Annotated in this window: 12 protein-coding genes and 1 riboswitch; of the genes, 7 read left to right on the top strand and 5 right to left on the bottom strand. The window is 49.2% G+C overall.

What is annotated here, in order from left to right; all coding sequences use genetic code 11:
* Positions 1-54: 54 nt before the first annotated feature.
* The 3 genes from B5E53_RS09035 to B5E53_RS09025 all read right to left on the bottom strand — a co-directional run bounded on the left by B5E53_RS09035 (position 55) and on the right by B5E53_RS09025 (position 2,419).
* Positions 55-1,386, bottom strand: coding sequence for an MATE family efflux transporter (locus B5E53_RS09035; protein ID WP_087314270.1), 1,332 nt, complete (start codon positions 1,384-1,386; stop codon positions 55-57).
* Positions 1,379-1,831, bottom strand: coding sequence for a MarR family transcriptional regulator (locus B5E53_RS09030; RefSeq protein ID WP_087314268.1), 453 nt, complete (start codon positions 1,829-1,831; stop codon positions 1,379-1,381). The genes B5E53_RS09035 and B5E53_RS09030 overlap by 8 nt, the downstream gene beginning before the upstream one ends.
* 165 nt (positions 1,832-1,996) lie before the next feature.
* Positions 1,997-2,419 (bottom strand): hypothetical protein, encoded by a 423-nt coding sequence (locus B5E53_RS09025; protein ID WP_087314266.1) that lies wholly within the window; start codon positions 2,417-2,419, stop codon positions 1,997-1,999.
* Between the two features lie 374 nt (positions 2,420-2,793).
* Here B5E53_RS09025 and B5E53_RS09020 point away from each other — a divergent pair, with 374 nt between their 5' ends.
* The 3 genes from B5E53_RS09020 to B5E53_RS09010 all read left to right on the top strand — a co-directional run bounded on the left by B5E53_RS09020 (position 2,794) and on the right by B5E53_RS09010 (position 6,202).
* Positions 2,794-3,930, top strand: a complete 1,137-nt coding sequence (locus B5E53_RS09020; protein ID WP_087314264.1) for a sugar diacid recognition domain-containing protein — start codon at positions 2,794-2,796, stop codon at positions 3,928-3,930.
* 191 nt (positions 3,931-4,121) lie between these two features.
* Positions 4,122-4,934: an alpha/beta hydrolase gene (locus B5E53_RS09015; protein ID WP_087314262.1), complete on the top strand. Its 813-nt coding sequence runs from the start codon at positions 4,122-4,124 to the stop codon at positions 4,932-4,934.
* Positions 4,935-4,954: 20 nt separating this feature from the next.
* A complete protein-coding gene (locus B5E53_RS09010) occupies positions 4,955-6,202 on the top strand; it encodes a DUF4147 domain-containing protein (protein ID WP_087314260.1) in 1,248 nt (415 codons plus the stop codon).
* On the opposite strand, the gene B5E53_RS19235 is transcribed toward B5E53_RS09010, so the two are convergent.
* Positions 6,199-7,143, bottom strand: a complete 945-nt coding sequence (locus B5E53_RS19235; RefSeq protein ID WP_162611871.1) for an XRE family transcriptional regulator — start codon at positions 7,141-7,143, stop codon at positions 6,199-6,201. The genes B5E53_RS09010 and B5E53_RS19235 overlap by 4 nt on opposite strands.
* Positions 7,144-7,388: 245 nt before the next feature.
* Here B5E53_RS19235 and B5E53_RS09000 point away from each other — a divergent pair, with 245 nt between their 5' ends.
* Positions 7,389-7,940, top strand: coding sequence for a uracil-DNA glycosylase (locus tag B5E53_RS09000; RefSeq protein WP_087314258.1), 552 nt, complete (start codon positions 7,389-7,391; stop codon positions 7,938-7,940).
* A 27-nt stretch (positions 7,941-7,967) separates the two neighbouring features.
* On the opposite strand, the gene B5E53_RS08995 is transcribed toward B5E53_RS09000, so the two are convergent.
* Positions 7,968-8,909 carry a sugar-binding domain-containing protein gene (locus B5E53_RS08995; RefSeq protein ID WP_087314256.1) on the bottom strand — a complete coding sequence of 314 codons (942 nt, stop codon included), beginning with the start codon at positions 8,907-8,909 and terminating at the stop codon, positions 7,968-7,970.
* A 297-nt stretch (positions 8,910-9,206) separates the two neighbouring features.
* Here B5E53_RS08995 and B5E53_RS08990 point away from each other — a divergent pair, with 297 nt between their 5' ends.
* The 3 genes from B5E53_RS08990 to B5E53_RS08980 all read left to right on the top strand — a co-directional run bounded on the left by B5E53_RS08990 (position 9,207) and on the right by B5E53_RS08980 (position 14,638).
* Positions 9,207-10,244, top strand: coding sequence for an NAD(P)-binding domain-containing protein (locus B5E53_RS08990; RefSeq protein WP_087314254.1), 1,038 nt, complete (start codon positions 9,207-9,209; stop codon positions 10,242-10,244).
* 21 nt (positions 10,245-10,265) lie between these two features.
* Positions 10,266-11,783, top strand: coding sequence for a xylulokinase (gene xylB, locus B5E53_RS08985; protein WP_087314252.1), 1,518 nt, complete (start codon positions 10,266-10,268; stop codon positions 11,781-11,783).
* Between the two features lie 886 nt (positions 11,784-12,669).
* A riboswitch (FMN riboswitch) is annotated at positions 12,670-12,820 on the top strand.
* Between the two features lie 252 nt (positions 12,821-13,072).
* Entirely contained in the window at positions 13,073-14,638 is a 1,566-nt protein-coding gene (locus tag B5E53_RS08980; RefSeq protein ID WP_087314250.1) for an FGGY-family carbohydrate kinase, read from the top strand.
* The last annotated feature ends 169 nt before the right edge of the window (positions 14,639-14,807 follow it).

The following is a 14,807-nucleotide window of genomic DNA, read 5'->3' as shown; positions in this document are numbered from 1 at the left end:
GGAGATGAAATAAAACCAAAATATTTAATGAAATCACGATAAATTACAAATCAATCAGTTCTTTTGCGCAAAGCATTTTAAAATGATCGCCAGAACGGCCGACAGGATTCTCGCGCAGGTGGCGCTCCACCAGATCATCATTTGTCCGCCGAATAAAGGAGGCAGAATGAGCATGAGTACCAGCATTGCTGCCGGTTCAATGTAGGTCAGCAGATAGGCAAAGGTACTTTTTTCTGTGGCATAGAAGCTGGCTGTGGTGACCCGGTTGATGGCGATAAACGGGATGGCAATGAGGAAAATGATCAGAGTATCAGCCACTGACTGCGTGACGGTAGCGGAGGCTCCGAAGATGACGCCGATGCTTCCGCGGAATACGTATAATAATACAATGCTTAGAAGGGACAATAACAGGGCGAACAGGTAAGCAAACCGATTTGCCTGCCCCAGATCCTCCTTTTTGCCAGCACCGTAAAACTGACTCATCAGCGGCTGTAGTCCGTCACCGACACCCTGCAGCACCAGATAAACAATAGTGAGGATGTAGGATACGCAGGCATAGACAGCAATAGCCTCCTCGCCGCCATAAGAAGCAGAGAACCGGTTGATGAGGATCAGGGAAAAGTTTGGCGTCAGAGCCAGCCCGAAGGGAGCCAGACCGATGCGAACAATGGATTTGGTCACTCGTTTCATGGCTTTCCAGGAAATGGAGAAGGTTATCTGCTTTTTATATAGAAGATATCCGATGCCGCCTATCATAGCGACGACTTCTCCGATGATGGTGGCCCAGGCGGCGCCGGTGACCCCGCCATTGAATACCCAGACAAAAAGATAGTCAAGGAAAATGTTAGTCAGAAAACCGGAACACATGGTGATCATGGCAAATATAGCGCCGTTGTTATTACGGATCATCGGAATCAGTCCGGTTCCTACAATCTGCAGGACGGAGCCCAGAGCCATGACAAAGATGTATTTTTCTCCGAGAGAAAGAAGTTCTCCCTGAGCGCCAAGGAGTTTCAGGAGCGGTGTGGCAAAAATGAGCGCCAGCGCTGTCATAATAACGCTGGAGGCCAGAAGAAGCCAAAGGGTTCCTGCCACAAATTCTCTGGCCTCTTTTGGTTTGCCTTCTGCCCGGAAGATGGAGAAGTAAACGGCGCCGCCCATGCCGATGCCTGTGCCCACGGCCAGAATCAAAGCGACGATGGGGTAAGCTACATTGATGGTGGAGATACCGATATCTCCGATGCTGTTTCCTACAAAGAAGCCATCCACAATGGCGTACACTCCGGAGAGGGCAAAGGCCAGGATGGATGGAACAACAAAATGAAAGAAAAGTCTATAATTTGATGACCGGGACGATTTCCTGGCAGATGAAAAAATATTAGTCATGATGTTTTATCCTCCGTTTCATTTCTTTTTCGAAAAGAAGATTATAAAGGTCATTGGTATTGATCATCTCTTCGAGGCGTTCGATGCCGATGGTACGGCAGATATTTTCTTCTGCTTCAAAAAGCGGTGTGAGGAGTTCACCGGCATAGGCTCGTCCTTCTTCTGTGAGAAAAATGATCTTCTCCCGCCGGTCCCTCGTGCCGGGAGTAAGAGAAATGTAGTCTCGCTTCTCCAGATACCGGACAGAAGAATGAACGGTCTGTTTGGGCAGACCAAAGAATTCGCTGATTTTTTTTTGGGTCAAGCTGCCCCGGCTGTACAGAGCATAGAGTGTCATTAAGACCGGATAACTGATGTTGTAGTGATCCGCCCTTCTGGTATACAGAGAAACACTCTGCGCCCATGAAGAATAAAAATTTCGAAGCAGCTCTTTTTCCTTGTGCATAGAATCCCTCCCTGCTGTTGCTGATCAAATGGAAAATATGAAACAGTACTATAATAGTATATTTTCGTACTAATTACAAGAGAAAATGACACAGGCCCGGTTTAAGCCGGGCCTGTGTCCGTAATTCCATATCCCGGGAAGATTCCCGGAATGTACATGGGATTATCAGATATATGATTTTAAATCGCCAAGGAGCATTTCCACTCTTTCGATGGCGTCGTCCACCTGTTCCCTGGCGTCGTTGATGCGGCTCTGTACCAGATAGTCGGCGATGAGACCGTCAAGGAAAAAATCTGCAAAAGAAAGAAAACCATTGACGTTGATATGTAATTCCTGCGGAATGCAGACATCGGAGAGCTCCCGCTGAAAAATCTGCAGATGATATCTGGCTTCCTCCAGTGAAGCGGAAGCTCCGTCAAGTTTAGAGTGTTTGATCATGCTGGCGAAAAAACCGCCGCCAAATATATCAAAAAGTCCCCAGTTTTTTGCGCTGTTTAATTGTTCTCTCGCGGCGTACAAGCTTTGCAGCGCGCGCTCACCCGCCTGTACGGCTTCCCGTACTTCTTTTCTCATTAATTCATTACTCATAAAGATATCCTCTCTTTCCTGTAAGCGACCCTTTGGGCTCTGGCTGATAAGGATACAGCGATGAAAAGTGCTGTCTGGTTTGTCGTCAGGTGTCAGATACGAAAAAAGACCCCTATCATGACCTTAGCCACAATAAAAGTCTTGCTTTCTCATTTGATACGGATGCCTCCCGGCATCGGACAGACGATCTCAAACCCGCTTCATAGAAACGTTTCGCTACTCCCTTTTCATTGCTTGTACAGAATATATCATGGGGAGGAAACGGTGTCAAGGTGGAATAAAGATGCTATAATAAAAAACAAAAATGCTCTGATGAAAGTATACAGGGAAAAGCAAATGGATCGGGAAGGAAGATATGAGACGGGAGGACGAACATGTACATTTCCAGAGAGACGGCACAGGAGATTGTGGAGGAAATCGGAAGAGAGATTGGTGAACACATCAATCTCATGGATGAGCGGGGATATATCATAGCCAGTACAGATGCGGCCAGAATTGGCAATCTGCATGAAGGAGCGAGACGTATTATAAAAAATCATCTTCCGGAACTTTATATCACCAGAGAGATGGAAAATGCCATGACGAAGAAAGGGATCAATCTGCCTTTGATCGTGGAAGGTAACGTGGTGGGGGTAGTGGGGATTACCGGAGACCGGGAGAGGGTATATGGTTACGGTAATATTGTGCGGCGCATGACAGAAATCCTTATTGCTGACAGTATTCAGAAGGATGCGAAACGTTATGAAAGGCGGCAGAGATATTATCTGCTGGAGGAATGGCTGGATAATCCGGGAATTTCCCAGAGTATGGATTTTCAGAAACGGGCGGCCAAAATGGGGATTGATGTCACAAAATCTTACCGGGTGATGATTCTTCTGTTTAAAGAGTATCAGGAACTGTCGGATACTTTTGAAGGACAGCGCCTGCTGGAGCAGATGGAGGCGTCCATACGTCATGAAGCGGAACGCCGGAAGATGCTGTATTTAAGAGAACCGGCCCGGCAGATCTGCATTCTCCCCTGGTGTGCCACCGCGCATATGACAGCGGCGGCAGAGAAAATCTGCTGTCTGATTGAGAAAAAATACGGGAGAAAACTTGCGGTGGGATATGACAGCGGCCGGGAAAAACATTCGTCCATGCGGCGCCGCGTATATGAGGCGGAAAAAGCAGCGGCGCAGGCACAGGCAGCCGGCAGCGGCATTGTGAGTTATGATGAACTGGACATGGAACTTTTTCTCAATGAAATCTCTTACAATACCATGGAAGATTACATACATAAATTGTTTGGAAATATGGGAAAAAGACAGCTGGAGGAATATATTAAATTGACAGAAATGTATTTTTCCTGTGAGGGTTCCATTGCAAAAATGGCAGAAAAAATGTACATCCACAAAAACACCGTACAGTACAAATTGAAGAAAATGGCGGATGAAACAGGGAAAGATATCCGGCAGCCGTCGGAGACGGCAGTATATTACATGGCGTGGAAGTTTCATCATTATATGCGGTGAGGCGGATAAATGAAAAACGGAGCAGTATATTCAAAAATATATTACAGAACACATAAAAATATAACAAATAATGTTTTTTATAATATATATTTTTTCGCTCATTTATTATAAGATATGTAATATCACATTTTAATAAAAGGTTGAGAAATTTTCCGCTGACATGTCGGCGGAAAAAAGGAGGAGGTTACGAAATGGCAGTTTTTAAAACCAATGACAATGTGGAGATTTATTATGAAGTAAGAGGAGAGGGACGTCCGCTGTTCCTGCTGCCGGGATGGACGTGCACCACAAAATTCTGGCAGAAAAATGTAGAGGAGCTGTCCAAAGTCTGCAAAGTCATCGCCATGGACATGCGTGGACACGGTCAGTCGGAGAAGGTAATGCACAGTCACCGTATTTCCCGCTATGCCATGGATGTGAAAAATCTTCTGGACTATCTGGATGTGGAAGATGTGACAGTCCTTGGCTGGTCCATGGGCGCGTCTATCTTGTGGAGTTATATCGAGTTGTTTGGTAATCATCGCATCAGCGGTCTGATTTGTGTAGACCAGTCTCCGGCACAGTACACCGGCCCGGACTGGCAGTGGGGACAGAAAGGTTGTTATGATGTGGAAATGTTTATCCGCACCTGCTATGACATCAAATACGATCCGCGCGGTGCGGCGGAAGGGCTGGCTCATGCCTGCCTGCATCATGAACCTTCAGCGGAAGAGGTGAAGTTTATCGCCGATGAAATTTCTCTTTGTCCGCCATATGTGCGTATTGAGATCATGCGGGATCATACGAATCTGGACTGGAGAGACTTTATCCCGAACATCAATCTTCCGACGCTGGTATGTGTGGCAAGAAACAGCAACGTTTTTGACTGGCATGGAAGCGCCTGGGTAGGAGAAAATATTCCAGGAGCGAAAACGGTGTTCTTTGAGGAGTCCGGGCATATGCTGTTTTGGGAAGAACCGGGCAAATTTAATCGCGTTGTAGCGGATTTTGTGCGGGAACATTAGAGTAAAGGCAGGTAAGAAAAATGACATTACGACAGGATGCGAAGCAGATTATAAAGGAGTCCATAAGCCGGGTGCTGCCCGATGAGGCGGTGAAGCGGACCCTGGACGGGAAAACATTTGCACAGGGAAATGTATATCTGGTTGCCGTGGGCAAGGCAGCGTGGCAGATGGCAGCGGCAGCGCAGGGTGTTCTGGGACAGCGGCTTTCTAAAGGAATTGTTCTGACAAAATACGGACATGTACAGGGAGAGATTCCCGGTGTGATTTGTTATGAGGCCGGGCACCCGGTCCCTGATGAGGGCTCTTTTCGGGGAACGGAGGCAGTGCTCGCCATGACGGAGCATCTGCAGCCGGAAGATACCGTTCTTTTTCTGCTGTCCGGCGGCGGTTCCGCTCTGTTTGAAAAGCCGTTGATTCCGGAAGAGGAATTGTCGGATGTCACAGAGCAGCTTCTTGCCTGCGGTGCGGATATTGTGGAAATGAATACTATCCGCAAACGGCTGTCGGCGGTGAAGGGCGGAAAATTCGCGCTTCACTGTGCACCGGCCAAGGTGTTCAGTATTGTGCTGAGCGATATTCTGGGAGATCCGCTGGATATGATTGCCTCCGGGCCGGCAAGTCCGGACTCCAGCACCTGTGCCCAGGCGCGGCATCTGGTGAATAAATACCATCTGCGTATCAGCGGGGAGGCCCGCCGGTGTCTGAAAACAGAGACGCCGAAAGAGCTTTCCAATGTGGAATCAGTGATCAGCGGCAGTGTCACGGAATTATGCCGGGCGGCGGCGAAGTCTTGCCGGCAGCTTGGATATGAGCCGGTGCTTTTGACCGATCAGCTGGACTGCGAGGCCAGAGAAGCCGGCAGTTTCCTTGCATCTGTGGCAAAAACGCACCGGAAAACCAGCAGGTCCATGGCTTTCATTGCCGGAGGAGAGACGGTGGTACATTTAAAAGGAAAAGGAAAGGGCGGCCGTAATCAGGAGCTGGCGCTTTCCGCTGCTCCGGGACTTTCCGGCATAGGAAATGCCGCGCTGTTCAGCATTGGAAGTGACGGTACCGATGGCCCTACCGATGCTGCCGGCGGCTATGTGGATGGTAGTACGAAACGATGTCTGGCGGACCAGGGCATCGATATTTATCGGGTCCTGGAGGACAATAATGCCTACGAGGCATTAAAGGCCTGCGACGGACTGATCATAACCGGCCCCACCGGTACCAACGTCAATGATGTGGCAGTGCTGCTACTGGACGGCAGCAGGGATGAGCTCTAAGCGCACGCATGGGTTTTCCTGTAATAATAAATGTAAGAAACTAAGGCAGGTATTCCAATCCAGAATGCTACGGCACAGAGGGTGACGGTCTCCACAGAGTCATTTGCTACGATGACGGCGGCAATATAAAACAATGCCACGGGCAGTGCCGTGATGCCAAGAATACGGTGAGCCACATTCCAGGTATCTTCGTCCCGGACGGTCCAGGGCAGACGAAGGCCGATATGCCGGTTAAAGGGCAGTCTTGGGGAAATCATTCCTGAAAAAATGATAATGATGGTGATGACGGCGGTGGCGAAGATTTTTTCTCCACCGGCCGGGAGAACGACAATACCGGCTTCTGTCAGAGCAGTCGTGGTAATCACCACAAGAATCATGGCAATATTGAAAAATGTAGAGATTGTCAGCACCCGGGTGTTGCTTTTCTCCGCGGTCACACTGGTAAACAGTGCGAGATTCTTATAAAGAATCAGGAGAGCGGCGATGAAACAGACGCCGACTGCACAGGCGGCCAGCGCCGGATTTGGCAGACTGGCAGAAAAAATAACAGCGGCAAAGCAGAGGAAAAGGATGACTCCACGTTTTTGACTGACCAGTTTCATCCGACGCTCTGCTTTATTTTTTTCTGCCAGCTGTTCGTTGAGCTGCGCCAGCTTCTGGGTCAGTTCTTTGATGGAGACGTCGGAAACGGCAGGATGCGGTGCTCCGCTGCTGTCAGGCCGGGACTCTCCGGTGGCCGCAGTCTGTGTTTCCATACCCAGCAGTTCGCTGACAGGAACGTTGAATAAAGCAGCTATTTTTATCACCATCTCTGCGTCGGGAACAGACAGACCACGTTCCCATTTCGAGATTGTCTGTCTTACGACGGAAAGCTTTTCCGCCAGATCCTCCTGACTCATCTTTGCATTTTTCCGCAGGCGGCGGATATTTTCTTCAATCATAGTATGACCTCCCTTTATTGTTCGCAGGCAGCGTTCCGTATATGTTTTTCATTATGTCAGTGCCAGCGAATACATTTGATAGTCTTGATTATATTCATCGGAAGTTCAAAGGCAAGCAACAAAAGTTAACATGCTTCTTGCGGGGGGATTTTTCCGGTGGTATACTGAGGAAAAGGTATGTGTCTTGATTGGATTTGCATGATAAAAGGAAAAGTCATCTGTGCAGGATAAAAAAGGAAAGAAAAATGTACACCTATGAAGAATTGAAACATTTTGTGGACCACTGTCAGCGTTGTCCGCTGGCAAAGACCCGCCACAAGGCGGTGATGGGAAGAGGAAATCACCAGGCGCCGGTCATGTTTATCGCGGAGGGACCGGGAAGAAATGAGGACCGGGACGGGGTTCCGTTTACCGGACAGTCCGGACAGGTTTTTGACCGGCTGCTGGAAGGAATCGGATGGTCCAGGGAAGATATTTATATTACGAATATTGTGAAGTGTCATCCGCCGGGCAACCGCGACCCGAGGCCGGAGGAGCAGGAGGCCTGCATGCCGTATCTTAAGTATGAGACCTGGCTGCTGCAGCCAAAGATTATTGTGTGTCTGGGGCGGGTGGCGGCGCAGCGGATCATCCGTCCGGATTTCAGGATTACAAGAGAGCACGGAACATTTCTGTTAAGAAAGGGCGTCTGGCTTACCGCCGTGTATCATCCGTCGGCGATTCTCAGAGATGAGACAAAACTGCCGGAGACGGAGACAGATTTTCGTGCCATCCGTGAGAAGCTCCTGGACTTGTAGCCGTTTTTACCGGTTTTGAAGCTGACTTTACTGCTTCAGAAGTTCCCGGGCGGTTGGCGCGTCGATATAGAGGCTGTCTGCAAGCCCTCCGATGAGGGCGGCGTGGATGACCTCTTTTTTTTCTTTGCCGGAAACCACCAGAAGCTTGTTAGGGATTTTTTTGATGGTGGCCAGAGAGGCGCCGACAACTCTGGCGTCCATTTCCTGATCAAAGATATTGCCGTCACAGTTCAGAAAGTGAGAACAGCAGTCTCCGATGACTCCCCGGTGGATCATATCCTGATATTCTTCATGGGTGATCATGCCCATTTCATACAAGACAGAAGGGCGTTCCAGGTTGCCGACAGAAAAAATCGCGGTGTCGCAGACTTCCGCCATGTCAAGGACCCGGGCAATCTGGGAATCCTGCTTCAGAGCTTCCACGATAAACGGTTTTTCCACCATGGCCGGAGCGGGAATCGGGTAGGCGGTGCCGCCGACACATTCTGCGAAACTGCTCAGGATGGAGAGGGCGTTGGATTCATACATGGCCCGGGAGAATCCGCCGGCCAGCTGAATCACCGAGACGCCGTGACGTTTCAGCCGGGGCAGCTGTCTTGCCATGACGGTCAGAGTGTGTCCGTAAAAGACTCCGAGAATGCTGTCATTTTTGATGTAACGGGGCAGATCGCTGATCATCGCGGCGCAGACATCCTGCAGGAGAATCTGTTCATTTCCCACCATATCGGGAACAATGACCGCCCGCTTGATGGGATAGGCGGCAATCAGTTCTTTTTCCAGTTCCGTATCGTTGAGAATCGAGTTTTTGATCCGCACTTCGATGATTCCCATATCCATGGCAGATTTCAGGATACGGCTCACGGTGGCCTTGCTGATCCCTTCTTTTTTGGCGATTTCCAGCTGTGTATAATTTAATTCATAATGCATTTTGGCAATGCGTATCATCTGTGTCAATTTATTTGTATCCATCTGTTCCCTTTTCCTCAATGAATTTTATTTTTAGTATAGCATACTCCGCGGGCATCGACATGACTTTTTTGGAGAACGGCTTTTTTACCAAAGAACAAGGATGAAATTTGTCTCATTTGTCAGTTGACTTTTCTCATGGAGAAGTTTATACTTAGTGTATGAAAAAAATCTCATGATATTTGAAATTATTCTCAATAAGTGAGATGGCGGAAACGGCGGGAAAATAGGAATGCTGTACAGAGTTTGATGGTTTTCTGCCGTGTACATGTAATTGCAGCACAGGAGGAGGTATTTACAATGAGTGTTGTTACTTTGATCGGAGCCGGACAGATGGCATCTGCCCTTACATTTCCTCTTTTCGAAAACGGACATGAGGTTCGTCTGGTGGGAAGTCCTCTGGATGATGAGATTATCGACCGTCTGCGGGAAGATAATTACCATGTGAACCTGAGAAGAACTCTGCATGAAGGTATCCATTATATCAAATGTGCCGATGTGAAGGAGGCTATTCAGGGAGCAGATGTCATTGTCTGCGGTGTGTCCAGTTTTGGTGTGGATTGGTTTGCTGATGAGATTCTGCCGATTCTCGATGAAAATGTGCCGATGATTTCCGTGACAAAGGGAATGCTTGATTATGAAGATGGCACTATGCAGACATATCCGGAATACTGGCAGAGCAAACTTCCGGAAGGAAGTAAATTAAGATTATACGCCATTGGCGGGCCTTGTACCGCAAGAGATCTGGCAGATCATGATCCGTCCTTCGTGGCTTACTGCGGACCGGATTTTGAGACACTGGAATGGCTGCGGAGCATTTTCGCGACGGATTATTATATCATCAGCCTTACTCTGGATGTGGTTGGATTGGAATGTGCCGTGGCTCTCAAAAACGGCTACGCACTGGGAACCGCTCTCGCCATTGGTATCAAGGAGAAGCTGGGGGATGATGGTATCGACCATAATAATATGAAAGCAGCCCTGTTCCAGGAGAGCGTAAAAGAAATGCTGGAACTGCTGCGGATTGTGGGAGGCGGTGTGGATAACATTATGTTTGCTGCCGGAGATCTGGATGTGACAGTTTCTGCGGGAAGAAGTAGAACAGTGGGTCTGCTGCTTGGCAAAGGGTATACCATTGAGGAGACTCTGGAGCAGCTGCAGGGTCAGACCCTGGAGGCCGTTGTCATTGCCACAAGAACAGCCCGGGCAGTAAAAGCGCTGGCAAAAGCAGGAAAGGTCAGCGAGGATGATTTCCCGCTGCTGATGCATGTCAATGAGCTTTTAAACGAACACGGCAAGCTGAATATTCCATGGAAGAAGTTTGAGAAGAGAATGTAAGAAAATGGGAGGGTTACATATATGACATATTATTTGGGTTTGGATCTTGGTACAGGAAGTTTAAAGACTGTATTGTTTGACAGAAACGGATTGGAGATTGCCGCTTCTACCGTAGAGTATCCGCTGTATCAGCCGCATAACGGATGGTCAGAGCAGGATCCGGAGGACTGGTATCAGGCTGCGGTTACCACTGTAAAAAATGTAATGGATCAGTCCGGAGTGGCTCCGGAAGAAGTCAAAGGTCTCGGTATTTCCGGACAGATGATGGGCGCGGTCATGCTTAATAAGAAGGGTGAAGTTTTGCGCCGGGCCATTCTCTGGAATGACGGCCGTACTTCTGAGTCCTGTGAAAATGTCCGTCACATCGTTGGCGATGATTTATTCATGAAATATTCTCTGACGCCGGCCAGACCGGGTCTTACTGCTGCAAAGATCCAGTGGGTGAAGGATAACCAGCCGATCATCTACAGTGAAGTGGCGCACATTTTGCTGCCGAAGGATTATCTGCGTTACCGTCTCACCGGTGAATATGCCACAGAGGTATCTGATGCTTCTGCCACACAGATTCTGGATATTCCGAACCGGAAATGGTCCGATGAGATCATGGCAGCCATGGAGCTGACGGAAGAGATGCTTGGCAAAGTTTATGAATCCCAGGAAATTACCGGCTACGTGCTGCCGGAAGTAGCAAAACTCATGGGCATTACAGAGAAATGTGCCGTTGTGGGCGGTGCCAGCGATAACTCCGCCGGCGGCGTAGGTACCGGCGTGGTGGCACCGGGACGTGCCATGACAACCATCGGTACCAGCGGAACGGTCTTCGCATTTTCTGAGAAACCGGTTCTGGATGTAAATAAATCCGTGTACACCTTCTGTATGCCTGTGCCGGGCGCATGGCATTTCATGGGAAGTGTGAATTCCTGCGGTGCCTCTCTCAAATGGTGGAGAAATAATTTCTATCCGGACGATCTGGAATACGAACAGATCAACAAAGACGCGGCATCTTCCGCACCGAGCGCCAACCGTCTTATTTATCTGCCATATCTGAACGGCGAACAGTCGCCGCACTTTAACCTGAACTGCCGTGGCTCTTTCGTGGGACTGGCAGCTATCCACACAAAGGCAGATATGACAAGAGCGGTCATGGAAGGAGCCACTTACGCGCTGCGTGATATCCTTACCGGAATCCGCAACTGCGGCGTTCGTCCGGAAACCATGCGGATGTGCGGCGGCGGTTCCAAGAGCCCGTTCTGGCGACAGCTGATGGCAGATATCTACAACATGCCTGTCACCCTGCCGGATATGAACTCCGAAAACAGCGCGGCTCTGGGCGTTGCCATTCTGGCGGCGGTGGGCACCGGCGAATATCCGAGTGTTGTGGATGCCTGCGACAAGATCATCAAGATGCGCGATGAAGTATATCAGCCGGACGAAGAGATGGCGTTCATCTACGACAAAGTATATCAGGAATTTGATAACCTCTATCCGAAGCTGAAAGAAAACTGGAAGTCCATTCTGGATCTGGATTTCCGGTACTAGGGAATATAAATTTTATCTGCGGCGGTCAGCATATGCGGGCCGCCGTTTGTGGTCCATATATTGGGATTTGTAAAGGTGGTAACAGATTTCTCATATATCAGACGATGCCATTCGTTTTCATACAGTTCCTCCCGACTCGACCCTTACTCGGACTGTTGATGTTTTCTGATCAGCAGGGAGAAACCGCAAAGTGGTTTCGGCTGCACCTTACAGGATGAAAAAAGACCTGCTCCTCGTGTAAACACGGGAGGTATCCCTTTTTTCATCCTGCTCCCTGCTTTCTCCAGGTCTTAGACAGTCCTCCCTCACAGCTCGCGGTCGGAAACTGTATGCACTCCGAATGGCATCTGTATATTGGGAAAATCTCTGTTTCACCTTTACAAAAATCTTGTGCTACGTTGACAAATCCCCAGGCTATAGCGACAGACGAATAGCGGATACCCAAATTTACAGTCGTATCTGTCTGGCATGCATGAACCTGCAGAGCAAGCCACACAGGTAGCTTTCCTGTCGGTTTAAATCAGGTATTTTTGCTATCATCCGGGTGATGCAGGAGACAGGGATTTGCGGTATATGTCATAATGATAGAAAAACGGATCAGGGAAGATCGACGACGACTGTGAGCGCAGGCGTCGATGACAGTCAGAGAAAGAGGAGAACCTGCCAGCCTGCCGAAGTGGAGGAGGCGACTTCCCTGACTGCGTTTTTCTATGATACATATCAAGCCGCAAATTCCGTCTGTTCTTCTTCACCGGGATCATTTCAAAACCTATAGGTTCAAAGCGACAAATCCCCATGTTCAGGGAGGCACCGCAGTTTCCGGGCTGCAAATATATCTTGAAAACCGATACATAAAGGGTTATAATAAATAACCAGAGAGATAAAAACAGATCTTCAGGGCGGGGTGCAAGTCCCCACCGGCGGTAATCACAGAGTGACGCGCTGCGTTGCGAGTTTGTGCGAGCCCGCGAGCCGAAAGGCAGGATTCCGGTGAGATTCCGGAGCCGACGGTATAGTCCGGATGGCAGAAGATGAGAAAACGGGTGCTCCTGTACATTTTGCTGCAGATGCAAAAGGGGCGGCCGTGTGGAACAGATATGAACTCACGCTCTGAGATTAGCTGCGCAGGCAGTTGATTTCAGAGCTTTTCTTTTTCCTTCCGGCGTATTGTTCTGGACGATGAACTGTGTCATGAAAGAATTTCCGGGTGTGAGGCAGAAGATGACAGCTGCAGGCGGATCATTCATGAAACAGACCAAATAAGACGGATATGGGAAAGGAAAAGAAAAATGGAAAAATACTATCTTGGTTTTGATGCAGGTACTCAGAGTGTAAAAGTGGCAGTCTATGATGAGAAAATGAATTGTGTGGCGTCTTCCAGCGCCCCGACGACCCTCGTCTATCCGCATCCGGGGTGGGTGAATATGGATTGCGATGAGTATTTGGAGCTGACGATTCAGGGAATGCGGGAGTGCGCCCGGATCATGAAAGAGAAGAATCTGAAGCTGGAAAATGTCCGGTCCATCATGGGGGATGGGATCATCTGCGGCATCTGCGGCGTGGACGCCGAAGGAAATGCAGTGACGCCATACATTAATTATCTGGATTCCCGGACGAAAGAGGATGCGGAAGAGATTAACAGCTGGAATTTGGATATCTGGGGACAGGAGACGGGCAATCCGGAGGCAAACTGCATGTTCCCGGCGCTTTTTGCCCGGTGGTTTCTGAAGAATTCCAAAGAGTTTCGGGAAAAGGGTGTAAAGTTTGTTCACGATGCGCCGTACGTGCTGGCTCATCTGGCAGGTCTTGGTGCTGAGGATATGTTTATCGACTGGGGAACCATGTCCGGCTGGGGACTTGGATATAAGGTGGAGGAGAAATGCTGGTCCGGTGAGCAGCTTTCCCTGCTTGGCATACCGGCGTCCATGATGCCGAAGATCGTGAAGCCGTGGGACATTGTGGGATATCTTACCGAAGAAATGTCTGAAAAAACCGGGTTTCCTGCAGGGATTCCTGTCTGTGCCGGGGCGGGCGATACCATGCAGTCCATGATCGGCAGCGGTAATATGCAGCCGGGGCAGGCAGTGGATGTGGCCGGCACCTGTTCCATGTTTTGTGTATCCACCAGCGGAATTATTCCGGAGCTGAGCCGGCGGGGAGCCGGGCTGATTTTTAACAGCGGGACGCTGCCGGATACCTATTTTTACTGGGGATATATTCGCACCGGCGGGCTGGCACTCCGGTGGTTTAAGGACAATGTCTGCGGACAGGAAAAGGACGGGGATTATTACCAAATTTTAAGCCGGAAGGCAGAGCGGGTACCGGCGGGAGCGAACGGCGTGCTGTTTCTGCCGTATCTTACCGGAGGCATGAATGAGATTCCGGACGCTTCGGGATGCTTTCTCAATATGACCATGGATACAGATCAGGCGGTGCTCTGGCGGGCAGTGCTGGAGGCCATCGGTTATGATTATATGGAGATCACGGATCTGTACCGAAGTGCCGGGATTGATTTAAGCCGCATCACCATCACTGAGGGAGGCAGCCGGGATGCTCTCTGGAATCAGATGAAGGCGGATATGCTTGACAGCCGGACCATTACCCTGGAAAATGCAGCGGGAGCAGTCATGACCAACTGTCTGTTCGGAGCGTACGCCACCGGCGACGTGGATAATATCGAACAGGCCCTTCTGGAGAATCTTCATATCAAAAAAGAATGTGTGCCGGACGGAACCAATCATCGTTTTTACCGGGCACAGTTTGAAAAGAAAAACCGTCTCGTGAAAACAGAACTGGCAGGAGCTTTCCGCATTCTGAAAGAGATGCAGGAGCCGGGAGAACGGATGGGAGTTTGAGAAGCCGGACATGTGTCGTATTTAATTAAAGAAAGAGAAGGACGGGAATTGTGGATTTTTTTTAATACATTGAGAATATTTCTTAAAAATCGTTTGCGTTATGTCACTATGAATGTTAAACTATAAACAAATTAACCTTTAGTAGTATACGGTGTTTTGGAAGCCTGTT

It is taken from the genome of Eubacterium sp. An11 (assembly GCF_002161065.1).
GTDB lineage: Bacteria > Bacillota > Clostridia > Lachnospirales > Lachnospiraceae > Anaerobutyricum > Anaerobutyricum faecale.
This window is presented reverse-complemented; position numbering and strand designations above follow the sequence as displayed.